This is a genomic window from Mesorhizobium sp. M0910, from assembly GCF_040319465.1.
In the GTDB taxonomy this organism is placed as follows: Bacteria; Pseudomonadota; Alphaproteobacteria; order Rhizobiales; family Rhizobiaceae; genus Mesorhizobium.
In genome coordinates, this window is the sequence record NZ_JAMYNZ010000003.1 from 662148 (window position 1) to 674265 (window position 12118).

At 60.9% G+C, this 12118-nt stretch carries 13 protein-coding genes and 1 pseudogene; 8 read left to right on the forward strand and 6 right to left on the reverse strand.

Going from position 1 to position 12118, the window contains the following annotated elements; translation table 11 throughout:
- Positions 1-119: 119 nt before the first annotated feature.
- Complete coding sequence (locus NKH78_RS10875; protein ID WP_352737285.1) at positions 120-1016, reverse strand: LysR family transcriptional regulator; 897 nt, start codon at positions 1014-1016, stop codon at positions 120-122.
- 270 nt (positions 1017-1286) lie between these two features.
- Here NKH78_RS10875 and NKH78_RS10880 point away from each other — a divergent pair, with 270 nt between their 5' ends.
- Positions 1287-2021, forward strand: a complete 735-nt coding sequence (locus tag NKH78_RS10880) for an SDR family NAD(P)-dependent oxidoreductase (protein ID WP_352473458.1) — start codon at positions 1287-1289, stop codon at positions 2019-2021.
- Positions 2022-2082: 61 nt separating this feature from the next.
- Entirely contained in the window at positions 2083-2679 is a 597-nt protein-coding gene (locus NKH78_RS10885; RefSeq protein ID WP_352645096.1) for an NADPH-dependent F420 reductase, read from the forward strand.
- A 196-nt stretch (positions 2680-2875) separates the two neighbouring features.
- Here NKH78_RS10885 and NKH78_RS10890 read toward each other — a convergent pair whose 3' ends face one another.
- Positions 2876-4087 carry a carboxymuconolactone decarboxylase family protein gene (locus tag NKH78_RS10890; protein ID WP_352737286.1) on the reverse strand — a complete coding sequence of 404 codons (1212 nt, stop codon included), beginning with the start codon at positions 4085-4087 and terminating at the stop codon, positions 2876-2878.
- 571 nt (positions 4088-4658) lie between these two features.
- On the opposite strand from NKH78_RS10890, the gene NKH78_RS10895 reads away from it, so the two are divergent.
- Positions 4659-5018, forward strand: a complete 360-nt coding sequence (locus NKH78_RS10895) for an ArsR/SmtB family transcription factor (RefSeq protein ID WP_352506866.1) — start codon at positions 4659-4661, stop codon at positions 5016-5018.
- A gap of 16 nt (positions 5019-5034) precedes the next feature.
- The gene (locus NKH78_RS10900; RefSeq protein ID WP_352737287.1) at positions 5035-5514 is read left to right on the forward strand and encodes an SRPBCC domain-containing protein; all 480 of its coding nucleotides are present in this window, start codon (positions 5035-5037) and stop codon (positions 5512-5514) included.
- Positions 5515-5951: 437 nt separating this feature from the next.
- Here NKH78_RS10900 and NKH78_RS10905 read toward each other — a convergent pair whose 3' ends face one another.
- Both NKH78_RS10905 and NKH78_RS10910 read right to left on the reverse strand, forming a co-directional pair.
- The gene (locus NKH78_RS10905) at positions 5952-6548 is read right to left on the reverse strand and encodes a DUF8737 domain-containing protein (protein WP_352506868.1); all 597 of its coding nucleotides are present in this window, start codon (positions 6546-6548) and stop codon (positions 5952-5954) included.
- Between the two features lie 345 nt (positions 6549-6893).
- Complete coding sequence (locus NKH78_RS10910) at positions 6894-7274, reverse strand: hypothetical protein (RefSeq protein WP_352702016.1); 381 nt, start codon at positions 7272-7274, stop codon at positions 6894-6896.
- Positions 7275-7356: 82 nt separating this feature from the next.
- Here NKH78_RS10910 and NKH78_RS10915 point away from each other — a divergent pair, with 82 nt between their 5' ends.
- Positions 7357-8328 (forward strand): LysR family transcriptional regulator, encoded by a 972-nt coding sequence (locus NKH78_RS10915; protein ID WP_352506870.1) that lies wholly within the window; start codon positions 7357-7359, stop codon positions 8326-8328.
- Between the two features lie 640 nt (positions 8329-8968).
- On the opposite strand, the gene NKH78_RS10920 is transcribed toward NKH78_RS10915, so the two are convergent.
- Positions 8969-9862, reverse strand: coding sequence for an NAD(P)/FAD-dependent oxidoreductase (locus tag NKH78_RS10920; protein ID WP_352737288.1), 894 nt, complete (start codon positions 9860-9862; stop codon positions 8969-8971).
- On the opposite strand from NKH78_RS10920, the gene NKH78_RS10925 reads away from it, so the two are divergent.
- The 3 genes and pseudogenes from NKH78_RS10925 to NKH78_RS10935 form a co-directional block, all read left to right on the forward strand.
- Positions 9861-10049 carry a hypothetical protein gene (locus tag NKH78_RS10925; RefSeq protein WP_352688513.1) on the forward strand — a complete coding sequence of 63 codons (189 nt, stop codon included), beginning with the start codon at positions 9861-9863 and terminating at the stop codon, positions 10047-10049. The two genes, NKH78_RS10920 and NKH78_RS10925, sit on opposite strands and share 2 nt — an antisense overlap.
- Positions 10050-10150: 101 nt before the next feature.
- Entirely contained in the window at positions 10151-10798 is a 648-nt protein-coding gene (locus tag NKH78_RS10930; protein WP_352737289.1) for a TetR/AcrR family transcriptional regulator, read from the forward strand.
- Positions 10797-11020: pseudogene (locus NKH78_RS10935) on the forward strand (hypothetical protein); the annotation flags it as partial. The gene NKH78_RS10930 and the pseudogene NKH78_RS10935, both read left to right, overlap by 2 nt.
- A 220-nt stretch (positions 11021-11240) precedes the next feature.
- Here the strand turns inward: NKH78_RS10935 and NKH78_RS10940 are convergent.
- Positions 11241-12104: a sigma-70 family RNA polymerase sigma factor gene (locus NKH78_RS10940; RefSeq protein ID WP_352737290.1), complete on the reverse strand. Its 864-nt coding sequence runs from the start codon at positions 12102-12104 to the stop codon at positions 11241-11243.
- Positions 12105-12118 lie beyond the last annotated feature (14 nt).

The window sequence follows — 12118 nt, forward strand, 5'->3', positions numbered from 1 at the left end:
GACGAAAAAGACGGTCACGAGGCAGTCTACAACCAGAGTCCGTCCCGAGATTTACATCGGGCTGCGTAAGTTGATACAGCGGTACGCTCGAGACAGCGCCATCGGCTACCTGCCGCGCGTCAGTCACGCGATAAGGACCGTCCCGCGAGAAGCGGCGCGTACGCGGCGAGCGTGCGGGATACGAACTCGGTGAAGAGCCGCACTCGCTTCGTCTTGCGTGTCTCCCCCTGTGTGAGAAGCCAGAGCGTTCCGTACATGTGCAGGTCGGTGCCCGGCACCCTCACCAGTAGGGGGTCGGCATCTCCGACGAAGCACGGCAGTGTCGTCATCCCGAGCCCTTGCCGTACTGCAACGATCTGCGCCTCGCCGTCCGTGGTCCTGAACGGAACCCCCGTGGTACGAACCTCACCCTCGCTGGCCCAATCCGGGATGCCATGAATGCTTATGACGATCCACCGGATGGGATCAGGCGCGCCCGCACGCCACGCGGCTAGTCGATCGCGAGACATGTAGACGCCGCCGAACAGCTCCGGTCCCTTCAGGCCGTGAAGATTGAGCGGCAGGGTTTTGCGGTCGTAGACGACGCGGATCGCGACGTCGGCCTCCCGGTTGGTCAGATTTGCCAGCTCGCCGGACGACAAGATTTCCATCTCGATGTCCGGATGCAGACGCGCGAAATCGGCGAAATCCGGCATGAGCAGGTGTGTCGCGAGGGGCGGTGCCAGCGTCACCCGCAGAAGCCCGCGCACGCTCTGGTCGCGCCCGAAGACGCGCGTCTCCAGCTGGTGCGACGACGCTTCCATCTGGTTCGCGAGGTCGAGGACCTCCTCGCCCGCAGCCGTCAGGCGGTAGCCCGAAGGCAGCTTTTCGAACATGTGCGCCCCGAGGCGTTCCTCGAGCTGGGCGATGCGCCGCAGCACGGTCGAGTGATTCACCCCGACGCGCTCGGCGGCGGCCCGCACCGAGCCTCCGCGCGCGACGGCAAGAAAATAGCGAACGTCATCCCAGTCGATCATGGTGCAATCCGGCACCGCACGGTGCGCCTTCCAAAGCCCGTATCTAACACATCGAACAGCAGTACGGGCGGTCAATCATAGCTTATGTCGACGAGCGCGGCCCAATTCCGAACGGCGGACATCGATCGTCGCGGCTGGCGTCCCGCCGGATCGATTTTGCACCACCGATGTGCGCGCTTCCGCACTCAACACCTGATGCCGGCGGACCTATTTCGAGGTTCTCGGGGGTGTCCCGGCACAACCAAAGGCGAAGGCCTGGAAGGATAAGTCATGGGAAAGCTTGAAGGGAAGGTTGCAGTCATCACCGGCGGCGCTACCGGCATCGGCCGCGCCGCAGCAAAGCGCTTCATCGAGGAGGGCGCCTTCGTTTTCATCTTCGGCCGCCGGCAGGAAGCGCTCGACGCCGCTGTGGCCGACCTCGGGCCCAATGCCCGCGCGGTGAAGGGCTCGGTCTCCGATCTGACCGACCTCGACCGACTTTACGCTGCGGTGAAGGCCGAGCGTGGAACCCTCGACATCGTCTTTGCCAATGCCGGGGCGGGAAGCCAGCTTCGGCTCGGCGAGATCACCGCCGAGCACATTGACGAAACCTTCGACACCAATGTGAAGGGTACGATCTTCACGATCCAGAAGGCGCTGCCGCTGATGAGCGAGGGCGGTTCGATAATCCTGACCGGATCGAGCGCTGGCACCACTGGCGCCCCGGGGATGAGCGCCTACAGCGCGAGCAAGGCGGCAGTGCGCAACCTCGCGCGGACCTGGGCGGAGGACCTAAAGGGCACCGGCATCCGGGTAAACGTGCTGTCGCCCGGGGCCACTGCGACCGAGCTAGCGAAGGAAGCGCTGGGCGAGGAGGGCCAGAAGGTCTTCGCCTCGATGACTCCGCTCCAGCGCATGGCCGATCCGGCGGAGATCGGGGCGGCGGCGGCCTTTCTCGCGTCGTCGGACAGCAGCTTCATGACTGCCAGCGAGGTCGCCGTTGACGGCGGTCTTGCGCAACTCTGACGCGCTAACCCAGCGCCGTTGAAGGCCGGGGAATCAATACCAACACAAATCGGAGAAGATTATGAGCTACGCAATTGTAGGATTCGGTAAGATAGGCCAGGCCCTCGCCCACGCCTTTGCCCGTAAAAACATCGACGTGACCGTCGCGAGCCGCCGTCCGCCCGAGGCGTTGGCGCCGCAGGCTCGGGCGATTGGACCCACGATCGTCACCAAGTCGCTGCGGGATGCACTCGAGGCCGACACGATCATCCTGGCGGTCCCGTTCGGGGAGCACCGCGAGGTTGCGAAAGCCCTGCCGAGCTGGGAAGGCAAGACGGTCATCGACGCGATGAACCTCTTTCCGGTCCCTGAAGAGCTGGACGGTCTCCCGTCCTCCGCTTTCGTCGCGAAGGCGTTCACCGGCGCCAAGTTCGTGAAAGGGTTCAATCACCTGATTGCGGCCACCCTGGCTGCCGATCCGATCGTCGAGGGCGGCCACCGGGTCGTCTTTCTGTCGAGCGACGACGAGGACGCGACCGCTCCCGTGGCGGCCTTGGCCAAACAACTCGGGTTCGCACCCGTCAAGCTGGGAAAGCTCAACGAGGGTGGCGCGCTGGTGCACGCACGCGGCCGTACTTGGGGCCAGCTTATCTTCCAGGATTTGTTCAAGAAGGAGTGACTATCGACATCAATTGGTCGATTTTCCGCTTCGCAGGCACACGCACATTCGGCATAGCGCCTGATAAAAGACCGTCAGCAGTAAAGCGCATGGGCGAGAGAGACCGTTTCGCGACGGCCTCTCCTACGTCCGCCCCGCCGTTATCGGCCGTCGTCAGCCGTTTTGAAAGCCCCTGAGGTGATCTGCCCTTTTGGGACTAACCGCGCTTAGAGAATTCCTCGGCTGCGATACGAACCGCCTGCTGTGTCGCGGGATAGCCGCTGTAAGGAGTGAGGTTTACGAGCGTTTCCAGGATTTCTTCCCGCGTCGCGCCAACGTTCAACGCGGCGTTGATGTGCACGCGAAGCGGAATCTCTGTCGTGGCAGAACCAACGGCTGCCAGAGCAGCGCAGGCGCTGAGTTCCCGAGACTTCATGTCGATTCCGCTCCGCGAAAACACCTCACCATAAGAATGCTCGACGATCATTCGACCGAGATCAGGTGCGACATCATCGAAACTGCGGACCACGGCATCGCCCGATGAACCGGACGTTTGTGCAAGCGTAGCACGCCCGCGTTCCAACCGGTCTGCGCGGCTCGCGACCACGGCGGGTGGGGGGACGTTTGCCGCAATCGTTGGCGACCCGGCAGCGAACATATCCTTGGCGACGGCGAACGCGTTGAGCGCTGCCGGAAAACCCCGATAGACGCTGAGCTGGATCAGCACCTCGATGATTTCCTCTCGCGTCACGCCATGGGCAAGCGCGCCGGCGAGATGAAGACGGAGCGTCGCCGCACGATTGCCGCTGGCAGCAAGCATCGAGATGATTGTTAACAGTTTGGCTTTTTGTTCGAGGCCGTCGCGCGCCAGCATTTCACCAAAGGCGAACTCGATGGAGAGTTGCGCGAGGTCAGGCGAACCGGCAGCAAAGCCATCGAAATATGCCTGCACATCGCCTCCAGAGAGCCGGTCGAGCGCCTCCAACCCGGCCTGTCGGCGTGTCGATCCATCGCCTGCGGAGGGCTCGATGGGTTCAAAAGCGAGCTTGCGCTCAGCGAACACCGCACGAATAAGGCCGATCGCATTTACCGTTGGCGGGAAGCCGAGGAGCGCTACAGATATAAACATGAGTTCGATGAGCGCCTTTGGCTCGCCGCCGGCGTTGAGAAAGCCCGCCATATGAAACTTCAACTGCGGCTGGGCGCTTCCGTCGGCAAGCAGCATTGAAATAGTGCACAGCTGACGCAATGGGAGGTCGAGACCTGGCCGCGATAGAATGTCTCCGTATGGGTATTCTACGGTGAAACGAGAAAGGTCGACGGATGTCTCGGCAAGACTATTAATCGGCGCGTCGAAATTCTCTCCGCCAATCTGCCGTAAGATTTCAAGACCGCGCGAATAACGACTATCTTGAGATGTTGTTGTCATTGCATATGCCTTCTGATTGATCGTGGCGAGAGTCCCGCCCACGGCGACAAGGGCAGCTCCAAAAAACTCTGGCCGGCGGCGGGTGCGTTGTGCTCGGTTATTGCTGCGTTAGGGCGACACGACATCGGCGATCTCTTTCACGAAGCGTCCCGGACTTGGCCGCGAAACCAAAGAAGGCATCGCGGAACTAGCCATAGTCGAAGGCGCTCGACAAGGAATGCTGGTCGCGACCGCCCCACACCAGGCACAGCCGGATTTGATACAAACCCTCGGAACGTGACCTCTGCAGTCGAGGGTTTGTATCATCGGAGCCGACGCTAATGCCGGCTGATCCCAGTCATCGCGAATTGAGAACTATCGGCTACTTTTGCTGTGCTGGTATCGCCTACAGCGCGATATCCTATCCTACTTTACTCCACAGCACGCCCCTCACTCCCACTCGATTGTTCTTGAATATGGCAACGCATTGATCTAACGGCGCAATTTTTTCTACACTCAATGGAGAACCAACGCAGCGCGCGCTCGGTCTCCCCTTGAATGCCGCTAATCCATGTGTTACATACTGAACCACATGGTTCAGTATGCTCGGACCCGCTTCGATGCCTCGTTCGCCGCGCTCTCGGACGCCACCCGACGCGGCGTTCTGGAGCAGCTCGGACGTGCAGACGCTTCGATCACGGACCTTGCCGAGAAGTTCCACATGACCCTCACGGGCATGAAAAAGCATGTCGGCGTCTTGGAGCAGGCGGGGCTCGTCACCACGGAGAAGGTCGGACGCGTGCGGACCTGCAAGCTCGGCCTGCGCCGACTAGAGGAAGAGGCGGCATGGATCGAGAGGTACAACCAGCTCTGGGACGCACGCTTCGACGAGCTGGATAAGGTTATCGAGGAACTGAAACAGAAGGAGAAGGTCGATGGACGCAGGAAGTGAGAGTGAGCCTACCCCCATGAAGAACCGCACGACGGTGGAACGGAAGTCCGAGCGTGAGCTAGTCGTTACGCGTACCTTTGACGCCTCGGCGCGCATCGTGTTCGAGGCGTGGACCAAGCCCGAGCTGTTCAAGCAGTGGTGGGTGCCGAAGTCGATGGGCATGCTCCTGCGTTCCTGCGAAATGGATGTTCGTGTCGGGGGCAAGTACCGTCTCGAGTTCGAACCCGATGCTATGGTGTTCTTCGGCACGTACCTCGAAGTGACAGCGCACTCGCGCCTCGTCTGGACCAATGAGGAAGATGGTGAGGGTGGGCCCGTGACCACGGTGACCTTCGAGGAAAAAGGTGGCAAGACGCTGCTGGTCCTGCACGAGCTCTATCCCTCGAAGGAAGTTCTCGACGCTGCCGGCACCGGGGCGGCGGATGCAATGGTCGAGACGTTCGAGCAACTGGACGAGCTTCTTATCACCCTGGGCGCGCGCGTGGGACGGTCATGAAGTCGTCGATCTCGCGGTCGGCCGCTTGGCTCTTCACTACGCGGAAGAGAACCCCGACGAGGTCGTCGCCGCCCTCTGCGGACCTACGAGACCATCATCAACCTCATTGACAATACGACCAACCGAGGTGTCTCGTCGTGCGCGTCCGCCTCAACCACCTTTTTGCGCGCCATTCTACGCTGGAGCACTACCGCATTCGGAAACGCATTCTGAGGCCGACGTGCGCGGTGGGCCGCAATCAAATGTCCTCGTCGAGGATAGTTCGGCCGCACAGTCGGAACGGTGGTAGCGCCAGAAGCCTGACCGCCATGCTGATTGCAAAGCTGGCATCGCGCAGGCGGCGAAAAATTCGATGCATTCGTCCCCTTCGTCAGACATTTTCGATCTTGAATATAAAGGGAAAATTCGCCAAGTCGAAACTTGCTCGGTTTCAGAGACTACCGGCATCGATCGATCGAATTTCGAATTGCGCCTTGGCGAAGCATCGTTTGCTCAGCTGCCGGAATACCGTCAACAACGGCCGAATCGCTGCCGTGGGCCCGAGCCGGATTGGACTGCGGACGCACCAGCAGATAGAGCGCGGCGAAGTGTGTGATCATGAGCAAGGGCACATAGACAATCGGGATTACATAAGTGGCGGCCAACTGTCCCGAAAGCGCCGCAAGATTGAACACGGTGCCGTGATAATAATCGACGAAGAGATCGACTATCCCCACAATGTTGTAAGCAAGCACGAGTGGCCAGAAGAAGAAGCGCGCCCTGATCGTGAGAAGCGCCAGGATGGCCAGCAGTCCTGTTGCGAAGTCGCCATATGCGGCGAACTCTGCAAAGCCAGCGGGCAGATCGGGGCCGACAACGCCCGGAAGGATAAAGACCAGCCCAAAAAAGCGGAAAGCGTGCAGGATCGCGATGGCGCGCTGCGCCTCAACGCGGTCCATCGACTTGAGCCTGGGCCAGAAATACACACCGAAGCAGATGAGCCACGGCACGTAGCCCAGAACAAGTTGAATGTCGAAGATCGTTGCCGGTGACATGAAATCTCCTATCGCGACTTGATTCATGCGGCCTCAAGCACCGCTATCAGAATACCGCGCCGTTTCCGCCCGGCTGCGCCGGATTAACTGGCGCAGTGACAGCGTGTGCAGCAGGATCGAGCATGGCACCATGAAGCCGGGGTCAGCACATCGGGATAAGCGCCGGCGCCTGCGCTGTTCAGCACATTCGGAACACGATACCAGCGGGAACAGCGGCGACGGGCATCAGCGGTCCTTCCATATGCTTTCTCAAATCAGATGTTGATTGACGCGGCCTCGAACACCGGAGTCAGAATGCCGAGCTGGCCTTCCATGAGACTTCGCCCCAGCGCCGAGATTCATGCACTAAACGCTGGGTTCACGGTCTGCCGAGTTATTGCTTGGCTGACTGGCTCCCAATAGCAGGCGCAATGGCATCAGCGGACCGACGGGAATGTACTCGTGATCCATCAGATTCTCTTGAGCGAGCGGCAGGGCCTCCATGATCGAACTCGCCTCAGCCACGTCTTTGACGTTCAGAAGGAAGACGGCGCCTCTGCCGTCTTCCCGCGAGTGCCATTCGCGGATTTTGCCTTCAAGATAGAGTTGGACCGTCGCGCGTATCTCAGCGGGTATAGCGGCCATAACCTGCTCGCGCTTCACGCCGGGCTTTGCCGTCAACAGTGCAAACACGCCAGTGGTCGTTGCGGTGGAGGTCTGGGATTGGGTGGGTGACGGCTCGGCCATCGGGAAATCTCCATTCAGGATTTGCCCATCAAATCTAGGATCGCTTCCGGTAAGCGACTATCCGCGATAATATTGATGGGCCATGAAGCAGAACTTCACAGTGAGGCAAGGCGCGCTCGACGGCGTCGAGGCATTCCTGAGCGTTGCTCAGCACCGCAGCTTTCGCAGAGCAGCCGCGGAACTCGGGGTGACTCCATCGGCGATCAGCCAGGCGGTACGCGCGCTCGAGGCGCGCCTCGGCGCAGCACTCTTCATCCGCACAACACGCAGCGTCGGTCTGACCGAGGCCGGCGAACGTTTCTTGTCGCGCGCAAAGCCCGCCTTCGAGGAGCTCGTCGCCGCAAGCGAGGCCGCGCGTGACCTCGGGCAGCGGCCGGCTGGACTATTGCGTCTCTCGGTACCGCGCGCGGTGGTGCCGATCCTGCTGGAGCCACTGATCGCATCCTTCTGCCAAGCCAATCCCGAGGTCGAGGTGGAGATCGCCGCGAGTGAGGAACTGGTCGATATCGCGGCCGGAGGATTTGACGCAGGCATCCGGCTCGGTCAGTTTATCGCAGCGGACATGATCGCGGTGCGGCTCACGCCGCCGTTTCCGCTCGTCGTCGTGGGCAGCCCCGAGTATCTACGCCGGCAGGGGCGGCCGGAGCGTATCGAAGATCTGCGTGAGCATGCCTGCCTGCGCATGCGCCGCTCGAACGGGTCGATCGCGCCTTGGTCCTTTGTCAACGGCAACAAGCCGGTCGAGGCGCTCATCTCGGGACCGCTCGTCGCCCACGACTTTCCCACCGTACTTGGCGCGGCAGTGGAGGGCATGGGGCTCGCGCAAGTGCCTGCGCCGATCTCAGCTGGGCCAGTGAAAGCCGGAAAACTCGTGCGCGTTCTGGAGCGGTTCGCGCCGATAGCGCCGGGCGTGTTTCTCTATTATCCCAGCCGCCATCAAATGATGCCGAAACTGCGAGCCTTTATCGATCACGTAAAGAGCGGATCGGACGCTGCCAACAAAAATCCAGTTCACATCGATAACAAGCGAACAGGCGACGTGAAAGTGCGCTGACGTGGGAAGCGCGGACCAATAGAATTGAGAAGCCGACCTATGGGCCGTCAAAACGTTACAGTCTTGATTTCCGAGGGAAAAATAGCACGAAAATTTTTTGTGCGGTTTCGGCATCTATCGAAGTCGATCGCCTTTCCGGACCCACTTTGGGCAACTCAGGTGGTTTCACAGCGAACGAAGAAAGTACCCGTCACTAACTTTCATAGCACAGCGCGCCACAACGCGACCCGCCGCGGCAGCGTCATCCAGGCGCCATCCCCTCTCCGTTTTGTAGGTGAACTGGATACCGCTGGCAGTGCAAACTGGACACTCCCGGCAGCATAAACTGGACACCTCAAGACCCACCCGCTCCGAGGGCGCGACAGCACGGTTCAAGGTTCAATGCCGCGCCCTCGCTTGCTGAACTTCTTCCCGGAGGGGGCCGGGGGAGGTTGAATAACCTGTGGAAAACCTGTGGGTCTTTTGGGACGGTTTGCGGACCGGCCTGAGCCTGGGAATCGTTTTGCTCAACTGCCCCTTCGAGACGGCTGACCGGCCAAAGACGCCCCTCAGGGGAGATGGGCCCCGCGTTTCCGTGGCACCGGCCCGCAACCTTCATAATATGATGGCCCGCGGCAACCGGAGAAGGGTATCTGTGCCCTCAAACCAGCATCGACTGCTGGGCGAAGATACCCGCCATCGCGCCGTGCGATGATGCCGTGGTGACCGAGGCCATGAGGGGGTTGGCGAGGTCGCCGGCGGCGTAGATGCCGGGCATGCTGGTTTCGCGGCGCTCGTCGACCTTGAGGGCGATGCCGAGGGGCGTATCGACCGTGGCGAGGCCCAGTGATTCATGCAGGCTTGCAGACGGCTTGTTGCGCGGATGGGCGAACAGGATGTCGACTGCGACATTGCGGCCGGTATCGAGATTGACGGTGGCAATATGGCCCCCGTGATGGGCGATCTCGGTGATCCGGCCATAGACGACAGGTATGTTGCGGCGCGCCAGATCGGCCCGGATATCGGGTGGAATGTCGTGACCATCGGCGAAGAGCGTCAACCTGTCGGTCCAATCGTGGAACAGCCTTACCTGATTGTGCGACTGCGGGCCGGACCAGACAAGGCCCCAATGCTGGCCGGCGACTTCAAAGCCGTCGCAATAGGGACAGGGCACGATGGACGTGCCCCAGCCTTCGGCAAAGCCCCGAACATCAGGCATCTGGTCGGCGACGCCATAGCTCAGGATCAGGCGGCGCGCCGCAAGGCTTTCGCCATCGCCAGTGAGGACGGAGAAATCGTCGATGGCGCCGGAGACGCTGTCGGCCCGGGCACTGACCAGTCTGATCGTGGGATAACGCGCCAGCTGCTGCCGCGCCTCGGCCAGGATGTCCAGCGGTGGCTTGTGATCGTGACCGAGCAGGCCATGCGAGTGGCCGGCGAAGCGATTGCGCGGCAGGCCGGTATCGAGAACGGTGACCTTGCGGCGGGCACGGCCGAGCTGAAGCGCAGCGGCGAGACCGGCAAAGCTGCCGCCGATGATGATGACGTCATCCATGGTGATAAACTCCGTGTTGTGGATGGAGGGGGTTGGGCTGGGCCTGGCGCAAAATATCGTCCAGCGATACGCGCTCGAGACGGGCAGCGAGCAGGGCTTCGGCATCGACGAGAAAGTCGCCCATCACTGTGTTGACCGGCCGGACAATGCCGCATTCGATATCGCCGGGCGGCCCAGGGAAACTTGATTTGGAGGACAGGTTGAAACCTACCCATTGGCTTGCACATTTCAGATACTACATGGTATCGTAATGCAAGAATTAGGATACTGTCAAGTACTGGAATTGTCGTGACCGAAAACAGCCAGGGTCGGCGCGGCCGGCCCGCCAACGAGGCGCTTGGCCAAACGATAGTCGACGCCGCGTGCGAACTCTTTGTGGAATTGGGTTTTCAAGCGACGACATTGGACAAGGTCGCCCAGCGGGCGAAAATATCCAAGCTCAGCATCTATCGGCACTTCGAGAACAAGGAGGCGCTGTTCAGCGCGGCCATCGCGGCCCACTGTCATCAGTTTGCACCACAGGCTCTTATTGAAGGTCTCGACGGTTCGGCAGAAGATCAGCTCATGGCGGTGGGATTATCCCTGCTTCGCACGCTGTTGAGCTCGGACGTCCGCAATGTCGAAGCCATGATCATGGCCGACAAGACGAATCAAAAGTCGTTAAGCAGGCTCCATTACGAAGCCGGCCCCGCCTATGTCATCGCCCAAATCGAGGCCCTGTTGCGTCAGTTGCACGCGAAGGCGGTTCTGAACGTGCCCGATCCTCTCCGGTCCGCCCGCTTGTTTGCCGCGCTTTTCAAGGGATCCGATCTCCTGATTATCGCACGCTTCGATCAGGCGAGAGCAGAGGACGACAACGAAATCGAATCCTATTGCCGGTCGGCCGTCGCCATGTTCATCGCCGCGCACGGTGGCAACGACCACGCGGCCGGATAAGCATTTGATTGCTCCGGGCAGCTTGGCCGGGACCGTCGTCCAGGCGCTTCGTAATATTGGGCCGGCGCGCGCGGCCGAGCTTGCACAGATCGCGGCACCTCATCTTTCTCCCAACGATAAAAGACGCTCGCATCTACCGCGGTCCAAGCTCCCGCCTGGATGCGGTCGACGCTTCTCTCCATCGCAGATCCGGCAGCAGTCGGGATAACATTTGATAGGTGATGCGACGGTGCCATCCGACGATATGCGATCAGGTCCGGAACACCGATCGGTACCGCAGCCAAAGCTGCACGCCACGATTTTTCGTTGAGGACGCACCATCGTAACTCCGCCAGGCCAGAAGTGAGAAATCGTCGCCTTATGCTCTTCCCAAAATGGCTGGCCCAGTCATGAGTTTCAGGTCGGATTCCGCGGCGTTTTCCAACATCCATGGACAGGCATATTAATCTTCGATGCGATCGATGACGCGACCGGCGACATGGACACGAACCGGCCACGCGACCTGCCACCGGTCGCCTCGCTGGAAGAGCACGATCAGGACAGGCTCTCCGTCGATCGCCCCCAACTCCATGGTCCACGTCTCTGGGTTTCGCTCGTATTCGACGAAATAGGGAGAACTTCTGAGCAGGCCGTCGAAGCAGTCGGCGACCCGCAACCGAGCATCGGCGCTGGTGAGGCTCCGCACGCCATCCCAGTCATGGCGGTTGAAGAGATCAACATAGCGCTGCAAGAGCCCCGCGGTGTCGGGATCAAGCGGACGGTTCGGTTCACCGGCAGGTTCAGGGGGCAAGTCGGCGAGCTTCGCCCGTCCGCGGGAGAGCGCGGATTTGACGCCCCCAACCGTCGAGTCCACGAGTTCTGCGGTCTCTTCCAACGAATAGTCGAACACGTCCTTCAGGAGGATGCAGGCGCGCTCCTTGGGCGGCAAGTGGCCAACCAGCCGTTCGATGGCGCGGCGTGCATCGGTCGCTGCCGGCTCTGCAGAGACAACGCCGATGTCGTCCGAATAGGCGTGCTCCGCGCGCTCGCGCACATCGCGTCGCCTCAGAAGGTCGATGCAGCGATTGTGAGCGATGCGAAACAGCCAGGGCTTCAGCCGGCGGACATCGTCGAGGGTCTCAATGTTCGTATAGGCCTCGAACAGCGTCTCCTGCACGAGATCCTCACCGTCCAGGCGTGAGGCCGTCATGCGGGCGCAGTAGCGATGCAGTTGGGCGCGGACGCCTGACACCGTCTCGAGGAAGGCGCGATATCGCGCATCGAACAGGCCGGTCGGTCGCTCGGGCATGTCCTTCAGCTGCCACATCTTGGTTTCAATTT

Excerpts from the sequence above, each read along its gene's own strand:
- NKH78_RS10875 (WP_352737285.1), bottom strand. The coding sequence starts at position 1,016 with ATGATCGACTGGGATGACGTTCGCTATTTTCTTGCCGTCGCGCGCGGA.
- NKH78_RS10880 (WP_352473458.1), top strand. The coding sequence starts at position 1,287 with ATGGGAAAGCTTGAAGGGAAGGTTGCAGTCATCACCGGCGGCGCTACC.
- NKH78_RS10885 (WP_352645096.1), top strand. The coding sequence starts at position 2,083 with ATGAGCTACGCAATTGTAGGATTCGGTAAGATAGGCCAGGCCCTCGCC.
- NKH78_RS10890 (WP_352737286.1), bottom strand. The coding sequence starts at position 4,087 with ATGACAACAACATCTCAAGATAGTCGTTATTCGCGCGGTCTTGAAATC.
- NKH78_RS10895 (WP_352506866.1), top strand. The coding sequence starts at position 4,659 with ATGGTTCAGTATGCTCGGACCCGCTTCGATGCCTCGTTCGCCGCGCTC.
- NKH78_RS10900 (WP_352737287.1), top strand. The coding sequence starts at position 5,035 with ATGAAGAACCGCACGACGGTGGAACGGAAGTCCGAGCGTGAGCTAGTC.
- NKH78_RS10905 (WP_352506868.1), bottom strand. The coding sequence starts at position 6,548 with ATGTCACCGGCAACGATCTTCGACATTCAACTTGTTCTGGGCTACGTG.
- NKH78_RS10910 (WP_352702016.1), bottom strand. The coding sequence starts at position 7,274 with ATGGCCGAGCCGTCACCCACCCAATCCCAGACCTCCACCGCAACGACC.
- NKH78_RS10915 (WP_352506870.1), top strand. The coding sequence starts at position 7,357 with ATGAAGCAGAACTTCACAGTGAGGCAAGGCGCGCTCGACGGCGTCGAG.
- NKH78_RS10925 (WP_352688513.1), top strand. The coding sequence starts at position 9,861 with ATGGTGATAAACTCCGTGTTGTGGATGGAGGGGGTTGGGCTGGGCCTG.
- NKH78_RS10920 (WP_352737288.1), bottom strand. The coding sequence starts at position 9,862 with ATGGATGACGTCATCATCATCGGCGGCAGCTTTGCCGGTCTCGCCGCT.
- NKH78_RS10940 (WP_352737290.1), bottom strand. The coding sequence starts at position 12,104 with ATGTGGCAGCTGAAGGACATGCCCGAGCGACCGACCGGCCTGTTCGAT.